This is a genomic window from Synechococcus sp. CC9902 (assembly GCF_000012505.1).
In the GTDB taxonomy this organism is placed as follows: Bacteria; Cyanobacteriota; Cyanobacteriia; order PCC-6307; family Cyanobiaceae; genus Parasynechococcus.
In genome coordinates, this window is sequence record NC_007513.1 from 2,134,233 (window position 1) to 2,158,227 (window position 23,995).

The window sequence follows — 23,995 nt, forward strand, 5'->3', positions numbered from 1 at the left end:
TTACAGCCCCACAACCACTGCCCACTGCCTGAAACCAATCCACTGAAATACAACAATCCTCCGGTTCTTAGCGAAGTACTAAGAGCTGGAGGACTGCAGAATCTTGACTTATTAGGCCGCCCCTCCAGGATGGAAGAGACGGCCTATCTCGCTCGTTTGTTCATGTCGCTACCCACTGTTCAGTGAAGCTGGTTTCGTGAAGCGTTAATGGCTTAATCGAACAACAGTGAACTGAAAGAAAGTGAACTGAAAGAAGAAGAAGAGCGAAGCGACTGGCTTGGTGGCAAACCCTGGGGCCATTGCTACCAGGTGTGAAACCTCGTTTCCTTCAAGGGCACCTCAACGATGCGGAGGAAACTCGACTGGGTTGACGCTCTGCTTTGTCGCGCCAGACGAACGGTTCACGGATGGGTTGAAAGTTGGAGCAGGGGCCAGAAAAGTCAGCGTGCTTCTAGTGCTTGCTCAGGTGGAGTTTCGGCCGTCATGGGCTCCTCCGATTTCGATGCCCATACTTTTGCCCAGTACGGCTCCTTTGCCATCGGTGTTAAGGCGCATTGCCCTCTCAAGCAAAACCTCCGACAGTGGAAACGGCGTGCTTTGAAACCTCAGCAGAGGGAAACCACTGCCTTAAGCAGCACGTCTGCGGCCCCATAGGGACTGCAATCGAACTTTTGAAATGGGCGATACTGGGATCGAACCAGTGACAATCTCCTTGTAAGGGAGGTGCTCTACCGCTGAGCTAATCGCCCGTCATTTCATTCTGCCTGACTGCTGTCCGCTGTGACCAGCTGGGGCATAACCCACCCCGAACCAACAACCCTTGGCCCAAGGCCGCGAACACGACCGCGCCACTGCACTCGTGAGCCTGCCTGTTGGACTAGGCACTGCTCTGCTGTTGAACTGGCACTCAGGCCTGATTGCTGCTGCTGCCTTCAGCTTCGGTGGGCTGTGGCTCTCCCCCGATCTCGATACCCGCTGTCGAGCCCTCCAACGTTGGGGCCCCTTGCAATTCATCTGGTGGCCCTACCGACGCCTCATCCCCCATCGATCCCTGCTCTCCCACGGACCACTGATTGGAACAAGCCTGCGGCTGATGCTGTTGTTCCTCTGGGCCAGCGTGTTGTGCGGAGTGATGCCCCAGATCACGATCGATCAGTTGTGGCGAGCCCTCAACCTCTGGAGCACGAGCAACCCAGATCAAGCAATCGCTGTAGCCGTAGGTCTGGAGGGAAGCGTTTGGCTGCATCTCATCCAAGACGGGGATCCACTCCCCACCGAATGGCATGCCATTCAACGGATCAGGCGAGGGTTCAGGCGACGGCGATGAGAGGGTGAGCCTGGTTCTGAAGCTCGACCATGCCTTCCTCCAGCACCGACGCCTTACAAGAACTCATTAAAGTGGTGGCACGCCTCCGCGAACCCGATGGGGGATGCCCGTGGGACCTTGAACAAACCCATGCATCCTTGGTGCCCTACGTCTTAGAGGAAGCCCACGAAGTTGCAGACGCCATTCGCCATGGCGACGACGCTCACCTCAAAGAAGAACTGGGAGACCTCTTGCTGCAGGTGGTGCTCCATGCCCAAATCGCCAAGGAGGGAAACCGCTTCGCTCTGAGCGACGTGGCGGACGGCATCAACGCAAAATTGATCCGTCGCCATCCGCATGTGTTTAGCGATGCGGTCGCCAGCGATAGCGCCGCTGTGAAAGAAACCTGGGAAGCGATCAAAGCCGCCGAACGCGGAGAACAGGCGCCTTCAGCGAGTCCTCTCAGCGATGCACTGACCGCAAAAGTACGGGGGATGCCTGCCCTCGCGGGAGCGATGACCATCTCGAAAAAAGCGGCGAAAGCTGGCTTCGAGTGGGACGACATGGCCGGGGTGTGGGCCAAGGTGCATGAGGAACTCGATGAACTGAAGGAAGCCGTGATCAGCGGTGACCAATCCCATGCCCAAGAGGAGCTGGGAGATTTGCTCTTCACCTTGGTGAACGTGGCCCGTTGGTGTGGGATCGCGCCTGAAGAAGGTCTTGCCGGCACCAACCGACGCTTCCTCGATCGGTTTTCAAGGGTCGAAGCGGCCCTGCACGGCAATCTGCAAGGGCAGAGCATCGATGAACTTGAAGCGCTCTGGCAACAAGCCAAAGCCGACATCCGCGCAGAACAAGCCTGATCCCAATCATTCGTCGATCGATGATCTGTTACGGCGTTGCCGTTTGAGATCGCCACGCTGTTTCTTGCTTTCAAGCCTGCGCTTCACAGCCCCTCGCCCAGGCCGGGTGGCCTTTCGTGCTGGTGGCGGGGGCTTGATCCCTTCTCGAATCAAATCTGCCAAGCGCTTCAGCGCAATCTGACGATTTTGATATTGAGAACGCTCGTCGGAAACACACACGCGCAAACAACCATCAATGAGCCTCGAGCCATAGAGCTCTAATAAGCGTTGGCGACGAAAAGGCCCTAAACATTCTGATTGCTCGAGATCCCAAGAGAGAACGACGGCAGTTTCAACTTTGTTGACATTTTGCCCGCCAGCACCAGACGAACGAGAGAACTTCCAAGACAACTCAGATGCTGAAATTCTGAGCCTTGCATTAATCACTAGCTCTTGTTCAAATGCCATCCACGCCGATCTCTACAGCAGCCAAAAGAAACATTTAATCGTCTGTCGAAGATTGCGTTTCTGCCGCTACTTGCCTTGCCCGTCGCTCAGCTAATTGTTGCCGACGCATCTGACTTTCATAGTTTGAGTTACTGGTGAATGAGTAAAACAAAACAACAAAAACCGCGGCCACGCCAAGCCCTAGCGCAACGAGATACACAGGAGGAAGCAAATCAAGCATTGACGACGCTGCTGGCGTGAACGAATTCAACTTCTATAGCGTTGTTTTGACCGACCCTCAGCGCAGCCTGGATGATCGGGTCTCACAAAAAACGGGCTCCGGAGTTGCCCTCTTCCACAGCAACTCCATTCCCGCCGTCAGTCAAGCACTAGATCTGGTCATCGTCAACGCCTTGCACACTATCTGTAGCGCCTTGTGCGCAACCCTTGGGGTCCCAAGCTGAAGGGACGCAGCACAGCACGGCATGAGTGGCTGGATTGATGAACACCATCGGGGCGTCCGCTATGGCCTTATCGGCGAGGTGCTGGTGGAGGAAACCAGCCCTTTTCAGCGAATCACTGTGATCCGAAGTGAGCGCTACGGCCGTGGGCTCTTGCTCGACGGCTGCTGGATGACGGCGGAACGGCAAGAGAGGCACTATCACGAATCCCTGGTTCATCCCGCCCTGTGTGGAGCCACCAGCGTGGCGCGCGTGCTCGTCATCGGCGGCGGTGATGGGGGTACCGCCCGTGAATGCCTCCGCCACCAAGGCGTCGAACACCTCGACCTCGTGGAAATCGATGGCCGAGTTGTGGAGTTAAGCCGCGAGTACCTCCCCAGCATCGGTGGATCCGCCTGGACCGATCCGCGTCTCCGACTCACGGTGGGGGATGGAATCGCTTGGGCCGCCGCCGCGGCCGACAACAGCTACGACGTGGTGCTTGTGGATGGATCGGACCCGGCAGGCCCAGCGGAGGGATTATTCAATCGATCATTTTTTGAACACTGTCGCCGCATCCTTCGCCCTGGCGGGATTTTCGCGACACAAAGTGAATCTCCAGAAGCCTTTCAAGAGGTGCACCTCGCCATGGTGAAGCTTTTAAAGGACGTGTTCGACCACGCTGATCCCCTCTACGGATGGGTACCGATGTACCCAAGCGGCTGGTGGAGCTGGACGTTCGCGGCCATGGACCAACCTCGCTACCGCCAACCCAACACGAACCGAGCCGCTGCGATCGCCGATGGTTGCCACATCTGGAGTCCGCGCTGGCAACGGGGAGCCTTTGAAGCCATCCCAGCCTTCATCGCACGGGAGCTGAGCTGATCACCAACCTCATGAACACCAATTTGTTTGACGCCGATGGTGCGATCTATATGGGGTCGCAACGGACCCCCGAGCACTGTCGTGTGGGACTTTTCGGCGTGCCCTACGACGGCACCACATCGTTCCGACCGGGCACCCGGTTTGGACCCGCCGCAATTCGAGACGTCAGCAGTGGACTAGAGACATACTGCCCGCAATTGGATCGGGATCTCGAAGATCTCTCCTTCGTCGATCTCGGGGCTGTCGAGATCCCCTTCGGCGCCCCTGAACCGGTCATCGCCAAGGTGCAACAGGCCACCCAAGCGATTCTTGAGCTCGGCCTGAAACCGTTGATGCTCGGCGGTGAACACTCCATCAGCTCCGGAGCCGTGGCTGCCGTAGCGCAGCAGCATCCTGATCTGGTTCTCGTGCAACTCGATGCCCACGCTGATCTGCGCCATGAGTGGTTAGGCAGCCATCACAGCCATGCCTGTGCCATGCGCCGCTGCCTCGAGATCCTGCCCAGTGGCGACCTCTTCCAACTCGCCATCCGTAGTGGAACGAAAGCGGAATTCCAAGAACTCCACAGCAGTGGCCGTCTGATGCCAACAGTGGATGCTTTGCGCGAAGGCCTTGCACCCCACAAGGGGCGCCCGATCTACGTCACCGTTGATCTGGACTGGTTTGATCCTGCCGTTTTGCCGGGTACAGGCACCCCTGAACCAGGAGGATTTTTTTGGCCTGATTTCGCCAATCTCATCAGCCTGCTCCAAGAGCATCGGCTAGTGGGCGCAGATGTTGTTGAACTCGCACCACAGCTCGATAGCAGCGGTGTGAGTGCTGTTCTCGCCGCAAAAGTGACGCGTAGCTTGCTGCTGCTCCTCGGCAATGGCTAAGCCAAAAAAGTGGCTAAGCCAAAGCGCGATCTAGCTCCAGCTGGCACTCCACATCGTCCGATGGCAACGCGTGCAAACGGGGCAGCTGTGGAGCCCGCGCCGTCCAGTGATGACACACCACAAGATCGGCGACTTCTGCATTCACTTCCAATTGCCGCAGCCGACACCACCCACCTGCTGCAACTGCTGAGCAGTGCTGGCAAGAACGGCAGCAAAGCCTGTTGGCCAAAAAGAGAATGAATTAGAGAGCTTCAAGGCTAAGGACGGTCCCAGAAATGGACCATGAACTACAGGAGATCTCCGGTTTCGCTTCAACCAGCCGAAGCACTCCATAAGATTGCGCCTCGCCACCCCCTCGGCCAAAGCCATGCTGCGTACGCCTCTCTATGAGCTCTGCCGCACTGGAGGTGGCCGAATGGTGCCCTTCGCTGGCTGGGAGATGCCGGTGCAATTCAGTGGCCTAATTCAGGAACACAAAGCCGTACGCAACAGCGTGGGCATGTTCGACATCTCCCACATGGGAGTGCTGCGACTTGAGGGGGCCAACCCCAAAGACACCCTGCAACAACTGGTGCCCAGCGACCTGCATCGAATCGGGCCCGGCGAAGCCTGTTACACCGTTTTGCTCAACGACCAGGGCGGCATTCGAGACGACTTGATCATTTACGACCTCGGCGCCATCGACGAAAAACGAGGCGCCCTCGTGCTGGTGATTAACGCTGCCTGCGCAGACAGCGACACCGCCTGGATTCGCGAACGCATGGAACCGGCGGGCCTCACCGTGACCGATATCAAAAACAATGGCGTTTTACTGGCGCTCCAAGGCCCCCAAGCCATTCCCCTGCTCGAACAACTCAGTGGAGAGGATCTCAGCGGCTTGCCCCGCTTTGGCCATCGAGACCTCCAAATTCAAGGCCTGAGCAATTCCGTCTTCACCGCCCGCACGGGCTACACGGGTGAAGATGGCGCCGAGCTCCTGCTCACGGCAGAAGATGGTCAACTTCTCTGGAGCCAACTCCTCGAGAAAGGTGTCGCTCCCTGTGGTCTTGGCGCCCGTGACACCCTGCGTCTCGAGGCCGCCATGCACCTCTATGGGCAAGACATGAACGCCGACACCAACCCCTTCGAAGCGGGCTTGGGCTGGCTCGTACATCTAGAAATGCCGGCCGACTTCATTGGTCGTCAAGCCCTGGAAAGGGCTGCAGAGACGGGTCCAAACAAACGGCTCGTCGGCCTCAAATTGGAAGGACGCGCCATCGCGCGTCACGACTACCCAGTGCTTCACAACGGCGAGCCGGTTGGCGTGGTGACGAGCGGAACCTGGTCTCCCACGCTGGAGGAGCCGATCGCCTTGGCTTCCATCCCAACCGCCCTGGCCAAACTGGGTACCAACTTGAGCGTCGAGATCCGAGGCAAAGCCCAACCCGCCACGGTTGTTCGGCGTCCCTTCTACAAACGCCCGTAACCAGAACCGGGGCTATGGGAAACTCGCTTCTCATTAGCTGAGACATTCCATGCGCAGCAACGGTTGCGGCGACCTGCGCAAAGACAGCATTGATGCGGTTGTTCAGCTTTGTGGCTGGGTGGATCGTCGACGGGATCACGGTGGTGTGATTTTCATCGACCTGCGAGACCGCAGCGGCACCGTTCAAATCACCGTTGATCCGGATCTGGGTGCCGAAGCCTTCGCTGTGGCCGAACACCTGCGCAGCGAAACCGTGCTGCAGGTGCATGGAAAGGTGCGAGCCCGACCCGCTGAATCGCTCAACGACAAACTCGCCACCGGGGCCGTGGAGGTGCTGGCCAGCGAGATTGTCGTGCTCAACAAGGTGACCGGGAATTTGCCCTTTCCCGTGTCGGTCCACGACGAAGAAAACACCCGCGAAGAACTCCGCCTCCGTCATCGCTATCTCGATCTGCGCCGCAAGCGCATGAACGACAACCTGCGACTTCGGGCCCGCACCATTCAGGCCGCCCGGCGCTTTCTTGAAGACGAGGGCTTCATCGAAGTGGAAACGCCGGTACTGACCCGCTCCACCCCTGAAGGTGCCCGCGACTATGTGCTCCCGAGCCGCGTCTGTGGCGGGGATTGGTTTGCTTTACCCCAATCGCCGCAACTCTTTAAACAGCTTCTGATGGTGGGAGGCATTGAGCGCTATTACCAAGTGGCTCGATGCTTCCGAGATGAAGACCTACGCGCCGATCGCCAGCCGGAATTCACCCAGCTGGATATCGAAATGAGCTTCATGGGTGAGGAACAGATCCTCCAACTCAATGAAGATCTGATCTGTGCGATCTGGAAGTCGGTGAAAGGGATCGAACTTCCCCGTCCCTTCCCACGCATGACCTGGCACGACGCCATGGAGCGGTATGGAACCGACCGTCCGGATACGCGCTACGGCATGGAGTTGGTGACGGTGTCCGACATCGTCCAGGACATGGGCTTCAAAGTCTTTAGTGGAGCCGTGAAGTCCGGCGGATCGGTGAAAGTCATCGCCGTCCCTGGAGGCAACGATGCCCTGTCGAACGTTCGGATCAAACCTGGTGGGGATGTCTTCAGCGAAGCGCAAGCTGCTGGTGCGGGGGGCTTGGCCTTTATTCGTGTCCGCGACGGCGGCGAAATCGACACCATTGGTGCGATTAAGGACAACTTGTCGGACGAACAGAAAGCCGAATTGTTGAAGCGAACCGGCGCGACCCCGGGCACCCTCTTGCTGTTTGGAGCTGGCGAAACCGCCATCGTGAACAAAGCGCTCGACCGGGTGCGGCAGTACCTGGCAAAGGAACTCAACCTGGTGAAACCCGACCGGCAAAACGACGCCTGGAACTTCCTCTGGGTCGTTGACTTTCCAATGTTCGAGTTCAACAGCGATGAAAACCGATATGAAGCCCTGCACCATCCGTTCTGCGCCCCCAACACCGACGACCTGGGCAGTGATCCAGCGCAATGGGCAACGACCCTCCCCAAAGCAAGAGCGCAGGCCTACGACCTTGTGTTGAACGGTCTTGAGCTCGGCGGCGGCTCCCTACGCATCCACGACTCCGCCCTACAACGCCAAGTGCTGCAAACCGTGGGATTACCCCTGGAAGAAGCCCAAGCGCAATTTGGCTTCTTGATTAACGCGCTCGATATGGGCGCTCCCCCCCACGGTGGCCTTGCCTTTGGTGTGGACCGGATGGTGATGTTGCTGGCCGGAGAAGATTCGATCCGCGACACCATTGCATTCCCGAAAACCCAACAAGCCCGCTGCCTGATGACCGACGCCCCCAGCAGCGTTGCCGAAAAACAGCTGCAGGAGCTCCATGTGTCGAGCACCTGGGTGGATCCCGCCGAGGATGAAAACTGAGCACAAGCCTTAAGCAGATCCCGAAGGGAATCAGCACTTTTGCCCACCAACCTGAACAACGAGGAACCCTGAAGGGAGAACTTTCGCGTTCAGCCTTTGCCGCGCTTACCCCGACGGACTGGGGAAACCCGTAGTCGCCGCTCCAGCGGGACGGCGGATCTGTTGCGGCTGTATCTGCAAGACATTGGCCGCGTTGACCTGCTCACCAGCGAGGAGGAAGTCACGCTGGCTCGGCTTGTACAGCGACGCGAGACGCTTTTAAAACAGCAGCGCGAGCTGTCCGACACCAATCAGGCCATTGGTGAACTGCATCGCTTGGAGGAGCTCCAACGCCGCGAAGCCAATCACCACAGTCATTGGCCCACCAAACAAGAGTGGGCCCGCGCCGCAGCATTAACCCTCCAGGAGCTGCAAAACCGCATCGATGCGGGCTACGAGGCTTGGGCTGAAAAAGCCGCCATTGACGCCAAAGAACTCAAGCTGAGCCTGCGCAACGGACGACGGGCGAAGGACCACATGATCCAGGCCAACCTCAGGCTTGTGGTGGCTGTGGCCAAGAAGTACCAGCAGCGGGGGATGGAAATCCTTGACCTGGTGCAGGAAGGAACCCTGGGTCTCGAACGCGCTGTCGAAAAATTCGATCCCACCCGGGGCTTCCGCTTCAGCACCTATGCCTACTGGTGGATCCGCCAAGGCATGACTCGGGCGATTGCCACCCAAAGCCGCACCATTCGTCTCCCTGTGCATGTCACAGAGAAGCTCAACCGGATCAAACGGGTTCAGCAGGAGATCGCAAGCAACGAAGGGCGAATCGCCTCCATTGCCGATTTAGCCCGCGAACTGGGCATCAGTGAAGACACGGTGCGACAAACCCTGGAGCGTGTCCCCCGCTCGGTGTCACTGGATAGCCGCGTTGGCAAAGATCAAGACACGCAGCTCGGGGATCTGATCGAAGACGGCAAGGCCACACCTGAAGAAACCTTGACCCACGACGAACTCCATAACGACCTTGAAGGTCTTCTCGATGAACTCACCCCCCGAGAAGCCTCGGTGCTCCGGCGACGGTTTGGTCTCGAGGACGACACTCCACAAACCCTGGCGCAAATCGGAGAGGAACTGAAGCTGTCGCGGGAACGGGTGCGTCAGATCGAAACCCGTGCCTTACTCAAGCTGCGCCAACCCCAAAAACGCAGCAAAATTCGGGACTACATCCAAGGTTTGGATTCCTAAAAACGTGTCCATTGCGATGGTGCAGGTCGCCAACGCCAAGTAATTTGAAAAATCGCCCGTCAGGTCATGGCCAAGTTCGTCTTCATCACCGGTGGTGTCGTCTCAAGCATCGGCAAGGGGATCGTGGCCGCCAGCCTCGGCCGACTGCTGAAGTCGCGGGGCTACAACGTCTCGATCCTGAAGCTGGACCCTTACCTGAACGTGGATCCAGGAACGATGAGCCCCTTCCAGCATGGAGAGGTATTTGTCACGGAGGATGGCGCTGAAACCGACCTTGACCTGGGTCACTACGAGCGCTTCACCGACACCGCCATGTCACGGCTCAACAGCGTGACCACCGGTTCGATCTATCAATCGGTGATCAACAAGGAGCGACGTGGTGCTTACAACGGCGGCACGGTGCAGGTGATCCCACACATCACGGGAGAAATCCGCGAAAGGATCCATCGCGTGGCCGCGAATAGCGGCGCCGATGTTGTGATCACAGAAATTGGCGGCACCGTTGGCGACATTGAGTCGTTGCCCTTCCTCGAGGCCATCCGTGAATTCCGAGGCGATGTTGGCCGCCAAGATCTCGCCTACATCCACGTGACCCTCCTGCCATTTATCGGCACCTCAGGCGAGCTCAAAACAAAGCCCACCCAACATTCCGTGAAGGAGTTGCGTTCCATCGGTATCCAACCCGACGTGCTGGTGTGCCGCAGTGATCGTGAAATCAGTGAAGATCTCAAACGCAAAATTGGCGGCTTCTGCGGCGTGCCAAACCGGGCCGTGATCCCCTCCCTTGATGCAGACACCATCTACGCAGTGCCCCTAACCCTTGAAGAAGGGGGGCTATGCCGCGAAGTCCTGGATGTACTTCAGCTCACGGATCATGAAAGCGACATGACGGCCTGGTCGCAGTTGGTGCACAACCTGCGCAATCCAGGGCCATCCGTCAAAGTCGCGCTCGTCGGCAAGTACGTCCAACTCAACGACGCCTACCTATCTGTTGTCGAGGCGCTTCGCCACGCCTGCATTGCCCAAGATGCCTCCCTCGATTTGCATTGGGTGTGTGCCGAACAGATCGAAACCGAAGGTGCGGACGCGCTCCTGCGAGGCATGGATGCTGTGGTGGTGCCGGGGGGCTTTGGCAACCGGGGCGTGGACGGGAAAATTGCAGCGATTCGCTGGGCCCGCGAACAACGCGTGCCCTTCCTTGGCCTCTGCCTCGGCATGCAGACGGCCGTGATCGAGTGGGCACGCAATCAAGCTGGGCTTCCCGAAGCCACCAGTGAAGAGCTCGACCCCGGCACGCCACATCCGGTGATTCATCTCCTGCCCGAGCAGCAGGATGTTGTCGACCTCGGCGGCACCATGCGACTCGGGGTTTACCCCTGTCGGATAGCCCCGGACACCCTGGCGGATCGGCTCTATGGCGAACAGGTGGTGTATGAGCGCCACCGCCATCGTTTTGAGTTCAACAATGCCTACCGGAGCCTGTTCCTTGAAGCGGGCTACGTGGTGAGTGGCACCTCCCCCGATGGTCGGCTTGTGGAGTTGATCGAACTGAAGGGGCATCCCTTCTTCACTGCCTGCCAGTACCACCCAGAATTTTTGTCGCGGCCCGGTCGTCCCCATCCCCTGTTCCGTGGCCTGATCGAAGCCGCTCAACAACGGTTACCCGATTCACCCGCCCAGGCGATCCGTAACCAAGGAGAAGTCACTACTCCATGAGTGATGCAAGGTCCATCCCCGTGGTGGAAACCTTCCATTCCCTCCAGGGAGAAGGCCATCACTACGGTCGTAGTGCCTTTTTTATTCGCTTAGCGGGCTGCAATGTGGGCTGCACTTGGTGCGACACCAAGCATTCCTGGCCGATGGCCAACCATGCCAAACAAGATGTCGACGCTCTCGCCGTCCAAGCAACGCAAGCCAAAGACGCCGGAGCAGCATTTGTGGTGATCACCGGGGGCGAGCCCCTTCATCACAATCTTCAACCGTTAACGGATGCCCTGGATCGCAGCTGTGGGTTGCCAATCCATCTCGAAACCAGTGGCGTGGATCAACTGAGTGGTCGTTTCGATTGGGTCACCCTGTCGCCAAAGCGCCATCACCCACCGCAACAGGCGTTGCTATCACGCTGCGATGAATTGAAAGTTGTGGTTCTAGACACCGACGATGTGAGCTTTGCCCACGCCATGGCAAACGACACATCCACGGCAGCCCATCTGCTTGTGCAGCCGGTTTGGGACAGCGAAACGGCCCAAGAACTAGCGATACACCACGTCAAACAACATCCCCGCTGGCGCCTGAGCCTTCAAAACCACAAGTTTCTCCAAATCCGCTGAACCAGCTCCATTACGTTCATCGCACAAGACCTTCCCCTTTGCTTGAACCATGAAGTCTGTAGCGGTTCTCGGTACTGGGCTCCTCGGGGAAGCCATCGCCCAACGGTGTTTAAGCCAGGGCTCAACCGTGCACGCTTGGAACAGAACTAGAGAACGCATCCAACCACTGCTCGCGCTGGGGGCCAGAGAAATCGGAGATCTCTCCGAGGTGTCCACCACATGCGACACAGTCATCACGGTGTTGCGGGATGGTCCAGTGACCGCAAACGTTGTGGCTGAACTTGGGGCACTCCACAACACCACCGTGATCCCGATGGGAACGATGGGTGTGAGCGAAAGCAAAGCCCTCGCAACACAAGTTCTGCGACAAAACGGCTCCTATCTCGAAGCACCAGTACTCGGCAGCAAGCCCCAGGCCCTCAACGGATCCCTACTGGTGATGGCCGGCGGCGATGCCGACGTCTTTGAGCAGCAGCTCAGCCTGTTGATGCATCTCAGCCAACAACCCAAGCTGGTGGGCCCCGTGGGGAGCGGCGCGGCCACCAAAATCGCCTTGAACCAATTAATTGCAAGCCTCACCCACAGCTTTTCGTTATCACTCCGTTTGATTCAGCACGCAGGTGTACCGGTCGAGACGTTCATGGAGATCCTGCGACCCTCAGCCCTTTACGCACCCACATTCGACAAAAAGCTCGAACGCATGCTCGGAGGTCACTACGACGATCCCAACTTCAGCACCGCCCTACTCCGCAAAGATCTCGAGTTATTCCTGCAGGAAACCAGCGAAGCAGGCGTGCAAGACCTTGGCCTGCAAGGACTGGCAGAACTCCTGCACAAAGCCAACGGGACACAACTGGATCAACAGGATTACTGCGCCCTGCATGAGCTGACACAAGCCACGACCTAAGCCAAACCATCGCCGCAAACAAACAACAACGCTCCACGAAGTTTTTTAATGAGGGCATGGCCCAACGCACCGCAATTGCCCTGCTTTCCGGGGGACTGGATTCCGCTACGGCTGCCGCGCTAGCGCAGGAGGCCGGTGATCGTGTGATCGGACTGTCCTTCGATTACGGACAACGTCATCGGCGTGAACTCAAAGCTGCCGCCAAGGTGGCTGCCCATCTCAACTTGGCGGAACATCACCAAGTGGATGTGAATCTCGGAGCCTGGGGAGGATCGGCCCTCACGGATCCCAACCAAACCGTTCCCACCAGCGGAGTGGAGGAGGGTGTCATCCCTGTGACCTACGTCCCAGGACGCAACACGGTCTTCATTGCGATTGGGCTCAGCCTTGCCGAAGCCCGAGGGGCCGAACGGTTGGTTCTTGGCGTGAATGCGGTTGATTACTCCGGATATCCCGACTGCCGTCCGGATTACCTCGACGCTTTTCAAACGTTGGCAACTCTGTCCAGCAAAGCTGGACGGGAAGGACATGGACCTCAGCTCTGGGCACCACTGGTGCAGTGGAGCAAAACCAAAATCGTGGACGAAGCACTCCGGCTGGGGGTCCCTATCGGTGAAACGTGGAGTTGCTACAGCGGCGGCAGCCGTCCCTGCGGCGTCTGCGACAGCTGCCGCATTCGGGATTCAGCCCTTCGCGAAGCCGGCCGACCAGACCTATGCAGCAACGCCGAGGGATGAATAAGTTGCAGCGCCGAGACGTGCCCTGGCGCGAACCAGTGATGGTGGCCACGCAACTCGCGGCTCTCTACGGGGAAGAAGGTCTGATCTGGCTGGATGGAGACGGCAGCGCCCTGGGGCGTTGGGTCACCCTTGGAGTCGCTCCGGTGGAAACCGTGTGCTGTCGAGGATGTCCGGGAGAGCCAGGGGCAAGCAATCCATTCGAAGCGCTACGACAACTCGACGATGGTCATTGGACCGGATGGCTGAGCTATGAAGCCGCCGCCTGGTCTGAACCCAGCAATGTCTGGCGTGCTGATGCCATGCCAAGCCTTTGGATCGCAAGGCATGACCCAATTCTTCGTTTCGATCTCCAAAACCAGCAGCTCTGGATCGAAGGAACCAACCCCAGCACCATGACGGCCTTGCTGGATGCTCTTGCCACAGCGCCCACCACGATCAATCCAAGTGCGCCTCCCATCGCCCTTGATGCTTGGACACACCACACTGATCGCAGCGGTTTTGCCAATGGCGTTCGGCGGATTCGCGATCTGATCGCCGTGGGCGATCTCTTCCAAGCCAATCTCACCGCCTGCTGCAGCACGAGCTGGCCATCCAACACCAGCGCACTGGACCTGTTTCGCCGGATTCGACAACGCTGCCCAGCGCCTTTCGCTGGCCTGGTGATCACCGAAAATCACGACGCTTTGCTCTCCTCATCTCCGGAACGATTTGTCTCCGTGGATTGCTCAGGCCGCGTTCAAACCCGTCCAATCAAAGGCACCCGGCCCCGGCATAGCGATCCTGAACTGGATGCCGATCTGGCAGCTGAATTGGTCTGCAGCGACAAAGATCGGGCCGAAAACGTGATGGTGGTCGACCTGCTTCGTAATGACCTGGGCCGCGTCTGCACTCCCGGCAGCATTCATGTGCCTCAACTCGTGGGATTGGAGAGCTACGCCTCCGTTCATCACCTCACCTCTGTCGTGGAGGGGCAACTGCGGGATGGACTGAATTGGGTTGATCTGCTGGAAGCGAGCTGGCCTGGTGGATCGATTAGTGGGGCACCAAAACTGAGGGCCTGCCAGCGTTTGCATGAACTGGAACCCACAAGCCGCGGCCCTTACTGCGGCTCATTGATTCACATCGATTGGGATGGCCGCTTCGACAGCAACATCCTGATTCGATCCCTGATCCGATCAGGCCACAGCCTGAGGGCCCATGCTGGCTGCGGGATCGTTGCCGACTCCGATCCGGAAGGGGAGGCTGACGAACTGAATTGGAAATTGCAACCTCTGCTGGAGGCTCTGGCATGCCAGTGACAATTGCCTGGATCGACGGATGCTGGGGGGAGCCCGACGACCTGCAACTTCCGCTGAGTGATCGAGGCCTGCAACTGGCGGATGGCCTCTTCGAAACCGTGCTGGTCCGCAACGGCCAGCCACAACTTCTGCAGGAGCACCTGCTGCGATGGAGCGACAGTGCTGCGCTGCTGGGCATGGACGTGCCTCCACAAAGGTCGACATTGCAGCCGCTCATCCTTGCTGCCATCCAACGCTGCGCTCTCGCTCAAAGCGACGGTGCCCTTCGCCTCAACTGGAGCCGTGGCAGCTCACCCCAGCGCGGAATCGGGCTTCCGGCCTCAGGACACCACCGCTTTTGGTTCACACTTCAGCCCTGTACGCCGACGTTTTCACCCGTCAACACCATCACTAGTAGCCATGAGCGCCGCAATGCCTCCAGCCGACTGAGCCATTGCAAAACATTCGCCTACGGACAAGCCATCCAAGCCCGCAGGGAAGCGCAGAAGCAAGGGGCTGACGATGCTCTGCTCTTGAACACAGCAGGGGCCCTGTGCTGTGGAACGGCAGCCAACCTGTTGATCCGACGTCGCGGACAGTGGATCACGCCAGCACTCAGCAGCGGCTGTCTTCCGGGCGTGATGCGGGGCCGCGCTCTGAGCCAGGGCCTTGCCGTGGAAACCGAGCTGGAGGCCGAGTTCCAGGCAAATGATCAGGCCGTTCTGATCAACAGCCTCAGCTGTCGACCAATCGCATCCCACAACGGCAAACCCATGGCTTCAATGACTAGTGCATTGGAGGTATGGCAATCCCTGCTCCACTGATCAAGATGAGGCAAACGGCTGGACGCCATGGCACTGCAACGTGACCTCAGCCTCACCAACCTGATCTTGGCGGTGGTGACAGGCACCATCGGTTCAGGTTGGCTGTTCGCGCCTTACTTCACCGCCAAACTCGCGGGGGGAGGAAGCCTGCTGGCGTGGAGTGTCGGCGGATTCATGGCCTTCCTGCTGGCACTCGTTTTTGCAGAGCTGGGATCGGTTGTCCCCAGTTCCGGGGCACTGGCGCAGATTCCGTTGCTGAGCCACGGCCGCCTATCTGGTTTCATCGGAGGCTGGGCCGTTTGGCTGTCGTACGTCGCACTTCCGGCGGTTGAACTGCTGGCTCTGCTCGAATACCTCTCATCGAGCCTTCCTTGGCTAACCGTCCAGAACAACGGTGGCGAAGAACTCAGCCTTGCTGGCCATGCCGTAGCAGTGCTGCTGCTGATCCTGCTCTGCTGGATCAATCTCAACGGCGTCCGTAGCCTTTCGCGGTGGATCGACAGCCTCACCTGGTGGAAGCTGATTGTTCCAGTGGGCGTCGCGATCACTCTGATGCTGATTAGCGGTCACTGGGGCAACCTGCGAATTCCTGTAGGTGGAACACAGGGCGCCGATGTTGTGCAGGCCGTTGGCAGTGGTGGAGTTCTGTTCAGCCTGCTGGGCTTTCGCACCGCCATGGATCTGGCCGGGGAAGCGCGCAGGCCCAGTCGCGATGTACCCCTCGCCATGGGGCTCGGCTTGAGCATTTGTCTGGCGATTTATCTGTTGCTGCAGCTCAGCTTTCTGGTCAGCGTTCCGCCTGATCAGCTAACCAACGGCTGGCACAGCCTCAGCCTGAGCGCCCATGGAGGCCCCATCGTTGCTCTTGCCATGGGGCTCGGTCTGAGTTGGATGGTCACCCTGCTGCTGATTGATGCTGTCGTGTCTCCGGGAGCGACAGCCCTCACCTATATCGGTGTATCAGCCCGAATCAGCTGGATGATGGGGGAATGCGGCCTCGTCCCTAAAGCTCTAGGGCAGCTAAATCGCCAAGGGGTTCCCCACGTTGCACTAATCCTGAGCACCATGGTGAGCGCCCTAATGCTGGCGGTAGGCCCTGGATGGCAGAGCATCGTGAGCTTTCTCACCTCAACGTTGATCATCGCTCTGGCCACTGGCCCGATCAGCTTGATGGCGTTGCGGCGACAGCTCCCGAATGCCCCCCGCGGCTACCAACTCCCCATGGCGTCATGGTTGTGCCCCCTGAGCTTTGTGATGGCCACCTGGGCCATCAGCTGGTGTGGACGAAGCGCCCTTGAAGGAGCTGTGCTCTGCATCGGCATTCCAACGCTGCTGTTCGTCATCCATCGCCGTTGGACAGGCATCGACATGGACGTTCGTTCGGCCCTCTGGTGGCCGCTGTATTTAGGACTTCTGGTGCTGAACACCGAGCTCTTTGGCGACGGAGGCCTGCTGCAACTACCGCAGGCGGGGCAACTGCTGGTGCTGGCGGGCATAGCACTTGGCGTTATGCCCTTAGCGGTCTTCTCCGCCCTGGCCGAAGCATCTCCCCACGCCCAGCTGGAAGGCACCTCCACGATCTAGATCCTGAGAATCCGGCGCACAGCCTCATCCCAACCGGTGGCATGGGGGGCGCCGGCCAACTGAAATCGTCCTGCGGCGATGCCGGCACACAACTCCTGGTGGGGGCCATCGGCCCCAGGAACAACAACAGCGACATCGGCCACCTCGAGCAGCGGCAGATCGTTGGGGGAATCTCCCAAGGCCAGGACCTTCACCTGCTGAGCACCCAAATGTCGCTTCAGGGTTGCCAAGGCTTTGCCTTTGCTGATGTCTGGGCCCAACAGATGCCCCATGCGATTGCCCTGCACCACCGTGAGATCCATCCGCTGCGCTAAGGCTTCAAGTCGGCGCCGCCCCTCCGCCGAGGGCGGAACGAACGGCACACTGCAGCAACGCCGCTGGGCCTGGCGCAAGGACTCGCCGCCGAGCCCCAACAACTGCTGACCTTCTTCCTCGCTGAGTTCGTCCAACGGACGTAGGGGCTCACCCAACTCACGCTGGAGATGCTGCAACTGGGGTTTCAGCGCCGACCAACCAGGGCCCAGCGGCAACTCCCAGACATCCCCCTCAGGGGTTTCACCGTGCACGGCTCCACCGTTTTCAACGATGTACGGATCATGAAGCCCAGCTTCTGCGCGAAAGCCACGCACCTCCTCCGCCGTTTTACTGGTGCACGGAATGACAGGAATCCTGCGCTGTTGCAGCTGGCGGATCAGATCCTTTGCGGGAGACCAGTCGTAGGTGTGATCCAGCAACGTGCCGTCGAGATCGGTCACCACCCACCACGACAACTCAAGCTTCGCGGTCATGGCTGAACCAACCAATGAACCGCATAAGGCTCTAGCGAATGCAACTGATGTGGTGCGAACACATGACCGCTCAGGCAATCGGCCCATGGCTGGTTCACATCACCCCCCAAGCGACCAAGGCGCAAGCTCAGCCGCGATGCCGTGATGTTATGGACAGCCACCAACGTTTCCCCCCCGTAGGAACGCTGCAGGATGACGCGATCAAGACGGTCAGCGCTCAGCACCTGCATGGAGGCATCAGGATGCAAAGCCAGATGAACAGCCCTTTCAGAAAGCGCCCGCTTCAGCACCGGAAGCAGCGCCGATACATCCGCATCAGGATCCGCCAGGCGTCGCTCCAAGGCCTGGGCCGTGAACTGGGGCCGATTGAGATCCCGTCGATGACCCGTCCGACGAAAGCGAGTTAGATCATTGGGAGCCGCCAAAAGCGCCGGCAGATAGAACGCGGGAACCCCTGGCAGGGCCATGATCATGAGTTGGGTGAGCAGAAACCTCTCCCGTTGGAGATAGGTGGGATCAATCCCGCCATCGGCCATGGCACTCCACCAACTGATGTTGATTTCATAGGGAACCTCCTCACCGTTGTTGAGACGTCGATGGCTGATCAAACCGCCTCTGCGCTCGCAACCCACCAAGAGCTGAAGAACGCGTTGATCAGCCATCAACCCCTCAAGAGGCCGTAAGCCCACACCGTCATGGCACGCGGTGAAATTCAACAGTCCGGTCTGGTTCGGCAATTGGGGCCAGCGGGTTAACCAACCATTGAGAAGATCAGCTCGGCCACTCATGGCTGCCTCCAACAAAAGCGGCGGCAGGGGGAAGTTGTAAGCCAAATGCGCCTCTTGACCATTGCGCAAATAGGAGAGATTTTCCTGCTCAGGAACGTTTGTTTCTGTGACCACAACCCCATCAGGACCATGGCGATCCAACAGATAACGCAACACCTGAACGAGGCGATGGGCCTGCGGCAGATGAATACAGCTTGTGTTGGGCTCTTTCCAGACAAAACCCACAGCATCGAGTCGAATCCAACGAACCCCGTGGCCCAACAATCGATTCAGTAATTCGATGAAGCCAATCAGTACCTGGGGGTGGTGCCAATCCAAATCCACCTGATCAGGACCAAACGTGGTCCAAACCTGACGGCGCCCATTGGGACCACTGAGCTGCGTAAACAAGGCGGAACTACGCGGACGAACCACATCGTTCCAACAAGGATCTGGACTCGCTTCCAGCACACATGATTCGCCAGGTTGCTCGTTTCGGAGGAACTGCTGCACCCAAGGATGAGATGCAGAAACATGATTGAGAACAAGATCTGCCATCAAGCGACGCCCCTCAGCCAATGCACTGAGATCCGACCAGTCGCCGTACTGTTGCTCAATTTTTTGATAACTCGAAACAGCAAAACCACCATCACTCGTGGACTTTAGAAATGGCAAAACATGAATCACCCGAGCAAATGGCTCCAAATGGCGATTCACCAATCCACGAAGACTTTGCAGTCCAAAAGCTGCATCATCCGCAACAGTATTCGCATAAGTAATCAAAACAGCGTCGTCCCCTTTCCATCGGGGCGACCCAATTGGAACGTCATGATCCTCTGACGATTGGCTCAGAATCTGCAGCAATTGCGACGACAACTTCTCGAGATCACCGGGAGAATCATCCCGGTAGAGATCACTAAGAAGAGTCCGCAGCGTTTCATCGCTTGAGGGCTGCATCACTTCTCTCCTGAACACCGTTCAGGTATGGAACAGGTCTTCTGCCTCTGTTGTCGCATTGAACACCACATGGATTTTCAACAGGGATTGATCAGCACAGTTCATGACTACAGCCTTGGCAATCACAACGCCATCGCCTTCAACCAAGAACTAGGCCAAAGACCAACAACTCTGTTGATCCCATGCCTCATGGAGGAATTCAGCAGGCCTGCGCTTGCCCTCATCCGCGACACTCTCGCCCCGCTCACAGGCTTGAGTTCACTTGTGATCGCACTCGCTGCAGAAAACGCAGAAGACGTTGCAGCAGCTGAAGCCTTTTTTGCTGGAATGCCCTTTCCTGTGCATGTGCACTGGACCAATGGCCCAGCAGTCCGAGAACTACTCGAGTCGGTCGGAAATCTCGATTTAGACGTGACAGGTCCACCAGGAAAAGGTTGGGCCGTTTGGCAAGGCCTTGGGGTGGCCTGCCAAGACGCAGAAGTGGTGGGACTATTCGATGCAGACATTCGCACCTTTGGCGCGGCATACCCAGAGCGGATGCTTCGGCCACTTCTCGACCGATCCCATGGCATCGCCTACGTCAAAGCGTTTTACAGCCGGCTGTCCTTAGAAACCCAAGCGTTACAGGGGCGAGCGACGCGGCTCTTTGTGGGCCCGCTCCTCGCCAGCCTTGAACAAGTCTTCGGACCATTGCCCTATCTGCGCTATCTCCAGTCCTTTCGCTATCCACTAGCAGGTGAGTTTGCATTCACCAGCGACTTAGCGATGAATCTGCGCATCCCCTCCGATTGGGGCTTGGAGGTTGGCTTGTTGTCCGAGGTTTATCGGCATGTCGCTTCCAGTCGCATCACCCAAGTGGACCTGGGATTGTTTGATCACAAGCACAAAGGTTTGGGCAATCAACCATCAGAGGGCCTGCAGAGGATGGCAGGGGAAATTTTCGGCACCGTGCTCAGAGGCCTCATGGAGCATGAAGGCTGCGTGATGTCGATGGATCAACTACCCACCCTGGAAGTGCTGTACCGCAGGGTTGGGGAAGACCGCGTGCGTCAATTTGGCCTCGACTCCGCCATGAACCGATTGCCCTATGACCGGCACCAAGAAGAGCTCACTGTTCAAAGCTTTTCTGGTTTACTAAGGCCTGGACTGGCGAAACTGATGGAATCGCCCATCGCCCATCAACTACCGAGCTGGTCACGACTCAAAAGCTGTAATTCAGCTCTTCAAGGAGACTTGGCCGAAGCAGGACGCGCCGATCGCCGGCGTTCTTTCACCACAACGCTGGCCAAACCTCCACGCAAACCCAATTGGAATTCAAATATTCATACAGCACAGATTGCAGCATAGATTTAACCCAGGAAGCGTCTAGCTCATTAGCTCTAATTGATGACTTCCACCATCAAGATTTAACTTTTACCGCAATCTCAACAATCAATATCTCGATGCATGGGGGCATTCAAGACCACGCAAACCTCGAATCCTTGGGCCTAGAAAATCACCAACAGTATGAATGGATACCGAAATGAAGACTGAGGCCTTGGCTTATCTAAACAAAATCTAAACTCAAGCTTTTTTGTGATCAATCGAACACTTGCTTTATTCTAGAGAACCCATATTGGCTGTCCTCTTGTGAAGACGTCATGGTCGAATGCATTTACCAAAACGACACCAGTCGCATGGTGATTGTGAAATGCATTGGCAGCAGTCAGTTTTACCTCGAGAAGGTCATCATGCCAAGCGAGATATTTTTATTTAATGCACCCAAAGAAGCTCGCCTTGAAATCTGGCGCATGTCTATTTCGGGACAGATGCTGCACATTCGCGCAGACGTTAGTGACTACAAAACGTCTGCGCGCAATTCAAACACTGAGGAATTGATCAACAACCGACTGACTGAGCTCGCTGGTTGATCCACTCGCGACAATCCCTCCACGCTGCATGGCGTAATAGCGATCTGCTTGACGGACAAAGTGAAGGTGTTGTTCAACAAGAAGCACACCAATGCCCTTCTCAGTAATAATTCGCCGCACAGCTGTTTCAATATCTTGAACAATATTGGGCTGAATACCTTCTGTCGGTTCATCCAGAAGCAACAACTGTGGCTGGCCGAGCAATGCCCTTGCAATCGCTAACTGCTGCTGTTGTCCACCACTGAGATCTCCCCCTTTGCGCGGCAAGAAGTCTGAAAGGACAGGGAACAGTTCATACACAAAAGGATCAATCCTGGAGTGACGTGCCAAACCACCAGGCAAAGCCTCCATCCCCAGCATCAAGTTTTCCTCAACGGTGAGTTGCGGAATAATTTCACGACCCTGTGGGACATAACCAACACCAGCTCGAGCCCGCCGATGAGGAGGATGACGCTCCAATCCCTCCCCATTCAGCACCAGCTCGCCCCCACGTGGCTTGAGTAATCCGATCACTGTTTTCAACAGCGTGGTCTTGCCCACACCATTGCGACCGATCAGGCAAACCATCTCACCTTTCTTCACGGTGAGATCAACATCCCGAAGGATGTGACTTTCGCCGTAGTACGTGTTGAGTCCGCGAATCTCAAGAAGCATCGTCATTTGCTGTCGTCCTCGGTAGTTCCCAGATACACCTCAATCACCCGTGGATCCACCTGAACCTGATCCATGGTTCCCTCACAAAGAACATGGCCTTGGTGCAAGACCGTGACAGGACTATCGAGGCGACGAATGAACTCCATATCGTGCTCAATCACCAGAACGGTGTGGTCACCTGCCAATGATTTAAGGAGATCAGCCGTGAGATCAGTCTCTTCATCGGTGAGACCAGCGACGGGTTCATCAACCAACAACAAGTCCGGATCTTGTCCCACAAGCATGGCAATTTCCAACCACTGCTTTTGACCATGGGACAAAGCCCCAGCAAGCCAGTCGGCCCGCTTCTGCAAATTAACGATGCTCATTAAATGTTGAACACGGTCGCGCTGATCACCCCGAAGGCCACCAATCAAAAGCGTCCAAGGCTGTTTCGGACGACTCACGGCCAGCGCCAGGTTTTCCCGAACCGTGAGCTGTTCAAACACCCGTGGACTCTGAAACTTGCGACCAATCCCCAAACGAGCAATGCGGTGTTCTGGGCGCCCCAGCAACGAACGCCCCTTAAACAACACATCACCCTCACTGGGGGCGACTTTTCCTGTAATCACATCCAAAAACGTGGTTTTACCTGCGCCATTGGGGCCAATCACAGCTCTGAGTTCACCGGGCTGAAGATTGAGGTTGAGATCACGCAATGCGAGAAAACCATCAAAGCTGACGGTGATTCCACAGAGTTCAAGAAGTCCTGAGGTCATGGCTGAATCTCCTCTTGTCCATCGAGTTCAAGACGGGGATAGGTTCCACTGCGACGGGACATCCCCAAGCGGTTCAGCAAGTTGCGGGGGCCGTCCCCTTGGAACCAACCGATCACACCCTCCGGCAGGGCTGTCACCACAAGAATGAACAACCCACCCTGGATAAACAGCCAGCTCTGGGGCAAGGCTTCGCTCACCAGGCTCTTGGCGTAATTGATCGCCACGGCTCCGAGGATTGCACCCACAAGGGTGCCGCGACCACCAACTGCCACCCAAATCACCATCTCAATTGAGAACGGCACCGTCATGAATTGGGGGGACACAATTCCGGATTGAACGGTGTACAACGCGCCACCGATGCCAGCCAAACCGCCAGCAATCGCAAACACCAATGTTTTGAACAAGGTGGGGTTGTACCCCGCGAAACGAAGGCGCGGTTCATCGTCTCGAATGGCAATCAACACATCACCAAAGCGACCACGCACCACCCAGCGCACGAATAGCCACGTGAAAATCACCATCACAGCAGTGACCCAGAAAAAGCCCCGCTGCATCTCCGGCGAGCCCACCATCTGACCGAACAACTGAGTTACATCAGTTTTGAGACCATTGGTTCCATTGATCAATTTCTGCTGACCGTTGAAGAAGTTAAAAAACACCAACAAGGCAGCTTGCGTAAGGATTGAGAAATAAACACCCTTAACGCGATTTCGAAAAACAAGGTTGCCAAGCAGAGCAGCCAACACCCCCGGGATCAGCCAAATCGCCACCAGGGTGAACAACGGCGAATGAAACGGTTGCCAAAACGCCGGTAGACGATCCACCCCATAAAGGGTGAAAAATTCAGGTATGCCGTTGAGTAAGTCTTCCGAGCTATTCAATTGCAAATACATCGCAGCGGCATATCCACCGAGTGCGAAGAAAATGCCCTGGCCAAGGCTGAGCAGACCTGTAAAACCCCAGATCAGATCGATGCCCAAAGCAACAATGGCCAACGCCAGGAAACGGCCCAAAAGATTGAGTCGGAACACAGGCAACACCGATGGAGCTGCAACGATTGCCGCAATGATCAGCACCCAAAAAATCACCAGGAGCCAACGGCGTTGTTGAAACGCTTTCATCATTGT

25 protein-coding genes and 1 tRNA gene are annotated in these 23,995 nt (G+C 57.3%); 18 read left to right on the forward strand and 8 right to left on the reverse strand.

The window, feature by feature from the left end:
• The first annotated feature begins 367 nt into the window (after window positions 1–367).
• Window positions 368–601: a hypothetical protein gene (locus tag SYNCC9902_RS12615; RefSeq protein ID WP_041424958.1), complete on the forward strand. Its 234-nt coding sequence runs from the start codon at window positions 368–370 to the stop codon at window positions 599–601.
• Window positions 602–677: 76 nt separating this feature from the next.
• Here the strand turns inward: SYNCC9902_RS12615 and SYNCC9902_RS11285 are convergent.
• Window positions 678–749: transfer RNA gene (locus tag SYNCC9902_RS11285), tRNA-Val, on the reverse strand.
• A 71-nt stretch (window positions 750–820) separates the two neighbouring features.
• On the opposite strand from SYNCC9902_RS11285, the gene SYNCC9902_RS11290 reads away from it, so the two are divergent.
• Both SYNCC9902_RS11290 and mazG read left to right on the forward strand, forming a co-directional pair.
• Window positions 821–1,327 (forward strand): metal-binding protein, encoded by a 507-nt coding sequence (locus tag SYNCC9902_RS11290; protein WP_011360961.1) that lies wholly within the window; start codon window positions 821–823, stop codon window positions 1,325–1,327.
• A gap of 29 nt (window positions 1,328–1,356) precedes the next feature.
• Window positions 1,357–2,169: a nucleoside triphosphate pyrophosphohydrolase gene (gene mazG, locus SYNCC9902_RS11295; protein ID WP_011360962.1), complete on the forward strand. Its 813-nt coding sequence runs from the start codon at window positions 1,357–1,359 to the stop codon at window positions 2,167–2,169.
• Window positions 2,170–2,175: 6 nt separating this feature from the next.
• On the opposite strand, the gene arfB is transcribed toward mazG, so the two are convergent.
• Both arfB and SYNCC9902_RS12815 read right to left on the reverse strand, forming a co-directional pair.
• Window positions 2,176–2,616: an alternative ribosome rescue aminoacyl-tRNA hydrolase ArfB gene (arfB, locus tag SYNCC9902_RS11300; protein WP_011360963.1), complete on the reverse strand. Its 441-nt coding sequence runs from the start codon at window positions 2,614–2,616 to the stop codon at window positions 2,176–2,178.
• A gap of 34 nt (window positions 2,617–2,650) precedes the next feature.
• Window positions 2,651–2,836: a hypothetical protein gene (locus SYNCC9902_RS12815; RefSeq protein ID WP_041425229.1), complete on the reverse strand. Its 186-nt coding sequence runs from the start codon at window positions 2,834–2,836 to the stop codon at window positions 2,651–2,653.
• Window positions 2,837–3,080: 244 nt separating this feature from the next.
• On the opposite strand from SYNCC9902_RS12815, the gene speE reads away from it, so the two are divergent.
• From speE to SYNCC9902_RS11370, 13 genes are all read left to right on the forward strand, one after another.
• Window positions 3,081–3,920: a polyamine aminopropyltransferase gene (speE, locus tag SYNCC9902_RS11310; RefSeq protein ID WP_011360964.1), complete on the forward strand. Its 840-nt coding sequence runs from the start codon at window positions 3,081–3,083 to the stop codon at window positions 3,918–3,920.
• A gap of 11 nt (window positions 3,921–3,931) precedes the next feature.
• On the forward strand, window positions 3,932–4,795 hold the full coding sequence (gene speB, locus SYNCC9902_RS11315) for an agmatinase (RefSeq protein WP_011360965.1): 864 nt from the start codon (window positions 3,932–3,934) through the stop codon (window positions 4,793–4,795).
• 60 nt (window positions 4,796–4,855) lie between these two features.
• Entirely contained in the window at window positions 4,856–5,035 is a 180-nt protein-coding gene (locus tag SYNCC9902_RS12620; protein WP_041425230.1) for a hypothetical protein, read from the forward strand.
• A 127-nt stretch (window positions 5,036–5,162) separates the two neighbouring features.
• A complete protein-coding gene (gcvT, locus tag SYNCC9902_RS11325) occupies window positions 5,163–6,260 on the forward strand; it encodes a glycine cleavage system aminomethyltransferase GcvT (RefSeq protein WP_011360967.1) in 1,098 nt (365 codons plus the stop codon).
• A gap of 49 nt (window positions 6,261–6,309) precedes the next feature.
• The gene (gene aspS, locus SYNCC9902_RS11330; protein ID WP_011360968.1) at window positions 6,310–8,142 is read left to right on the forward strand and encodes an aspartate--tRNA ligase; all 1,833 of its coding nucleotides are present in this window, start codon (window positions 6,310–6,312) and stop codon (window positions 8,140–8,142) included.
• Between the two features lie 96 nt (window positions 8,143–8,238).
• The gene (locus SYNCC9902_RS11335) at window positions 8,239–9,372 is read left to right on the forward strand and encodes an RpoD/SigA family RNA polymerase sigma factor (RefSeq protein WP_011360969.1); all 1,134 of its coding nucleotides are present in this window, start codon (window positions 8,239–8,241) and stop codon (window positions 9,370–9,372) included.
• Window positions 9,373–9,438: 66 nt separating this feature from the next.
• A complete protein-coding gene (locus tag SYNCC9902_RS11340; protein ID WP_011360970.1) occupies window positions 9,439–11,088 on the forward strand; it encodes a CTP synthase in 1,650 nt (549 codons plus the stop codon).
• Window positions 11,085–11,702: a 7-carboxy-7-deazaguanine synthase QueE gene (locus SYNCC9902_RS11345; protein WP_011360971.1), complete on the forward strand. Its 618-nt coding sequence runs from the start codon at window positions 11,085–11,087 to the stop codon at window positions 11,700–11,702. Before SYNCC9902_RS11340 ends, SYNCC9902_RS11345 begins: the two co-directional genes overlap by 4 nt.
• A 49-nt stretch (window positions 11,703–11,751) precedes the next feature.
• Window positions 11,752–12,609 (forward strand): NAD(P)-dependent oxidoreductase, encoded by an 858-nt coding sequence (locus tag SYNCC9902_RS11350; protein WP_011360972.1) that lies wholly within the window; start codon window positions 11,752–11,754, stop codon window positions 12,607–12,609.
• Window positions 12,610–12,665: 56 nt separating this feature from the next.
• A complete protein-coding gene (gene queC / locus SYNCC9902_RS11355) occupies window positions 12,666–13,346 on the forward strand; it encodes a 7-cyano-7-deazaguanine synthase QueC (protein WP_011360973.1) in 681 nt (226 codons plus the stop codon).
• The gene (locus tag SYNCC9902_RS11360; protein ID WP_011360974.1) at window positions 13,343–14,647 is read left to right on the forward strand and encodes an anthranilate synthase component I family protein; all 1,305 of its coding nucleotides are present in this window, start codon (window positions 13,343–13,345) and stop codon (window positions 14,645–14,647) included. Before queC ends, SYNCC9902_RS11360 begins: the two co-directional genes overlap by 4 nt.
• Complete coding sequence (locus SYNCC9902_RS11365; protein WP_011360975.1) at window positions 14,638–15,450, forward strand: aminotransferase class IV; 813 nt, start codon at window positions 14,638–14,640, stop codon at window positions 15,448–15,450. The genes SYNCC9902_RS11360 and SYNCC9902_RS11365 overlap by 10 nt, the downstream gene beginning before the upstream one ends.
• A gap of 27 nt (window positions 15,451–15,477) precedes the next feature.
• Window positions 15,478–17,034: an APC family permease gene (locus tag SYNCC9902_RS11370; RefSeq protein ID WP_011360976.1), complete on the forward strand. Its 1,557-nt coding sequence runs from the start codon at window positions 15,478–15,480 to the stop codon at window positions 17,032–17,034.
• Here the strand turns inward: SYNCC9902_RS11370 and SYNCC9902_RS11375 are convergent.
• Both SYNCC9902_RS11375 and SYNCC9902_RS11380 read right to left on the reverse strand, forming a co-directional pair.
• Window positions 17,031–17,822, reverse strand: coding sequence for an HAD-IIB family hydrolase (locus SYNCC9902_RS11375; protein WP_011360977.1), 792 nt, complete (start codon window positions 17,820–17,822; stop codon window positions 17,031–17,033). The two genes, SYNCC9902_RS11370 and SYNCC9902_RS11375, sit on opposite strands and share 4 nt — an antisense overlap.
• Entirely contained in the window at window positions 17,819–19,546 is a 1,728-nt protein-coding gene (locus SYNCC9902_RS11380) for an alpha-amylase family glycosyl hydrolase (protein ID WP_011360978.1), read from the reverse strand. The genes SYNCC9902_RS11375 and SYNCC9902_RS11380 overlap by 4 nt, the downstream gene beginning before the upstream one ends.
• Before the next feature lie 69 nt (window positions 19,547–19,615).
• Between SYNCC9902_RS11380 and SYNCC9902_RS11385 the strand changes: the two genes are divergently transcribed.
• Both SYNCC9902_RS11385 and SYNCC9902_RS12215 read left to right on the forward strand, forming a co-directional pair.
• A complete protein-coding gene (locus SYNCC9902_RS11385) occupies window positions 19,616–20,893 on the forward strand; it encodes a glycosyl transferase (RefSeq protein ID WP_011360979.1) in 1,278 nt (425 codons plus the stop codon).
• Between the two features lie 293 nt (window positions 20,894–21,186).
• A complete protein-coding gene (locus SYNCC9902_RS12215) occupies window positions 21,187–21,456 on the forward strand; it encodes a DUF1830 domain-containing protein (protein WP_011360980.1) in 270 nt (89 codons plus the stop codon).
• Here SYNCC9902_RS12215 and urtE read toward each other — a convergent pair.
• Genes urtE through urtC form a run of 3 tightly spaced genes read right to left on the reverse strand, consistent with a single transcriptional unit; the run spans window position 21,406 to window position 23,992 of the window.
• The gene (urtE, locus tag SYNCC9902_RS11390) at window positions 21,406–22,116 is read right to left on the reverse strand and encodes an urea ABC transporter ATP-binding subunit UrtE (protein WP_011360981.1); all 711 of its coding nucleotides are present in this window, start codon (window positions 22,114–22,116) and stop codon (window positions 21,406–21,408) included. The genes SYNCC9902_RS12215 and urtE overlap by 51 nt on opposite strands.
• The gene (urtD, locus tag SYNCC9902_RS11395; RefSeq protein ID WP_011360982.1) at window positions 22,113–22,868 is read right to left on the reverse strand and encodes an urea ABC transporter ATP-binding protein UrtD; all 756 of its coding nucleotides are present in this window, start codon (window positions 22,866–22,868) and stop codon (window positions 22,113–22,115) included. The genes urtE and urtD overlap by 4 nt, the downstream gene beginning before the upstream one ends.
• Entirely contained in the window at window positions 22,865–23,992 is a 1,128-nt protein-coding gene (gene urtC / locus SYNCC9902_RS11400) for an urea ABC transporter permease subunit UrtC (RefSeq protein ID WP_011360983.1), read from the reverse strand. Before urtC ends, urtD begins: the two co-directional genes overlap by 4 nt.
• Window positions 23,993–23,995 lie beyond the last annotated feature (3 nt).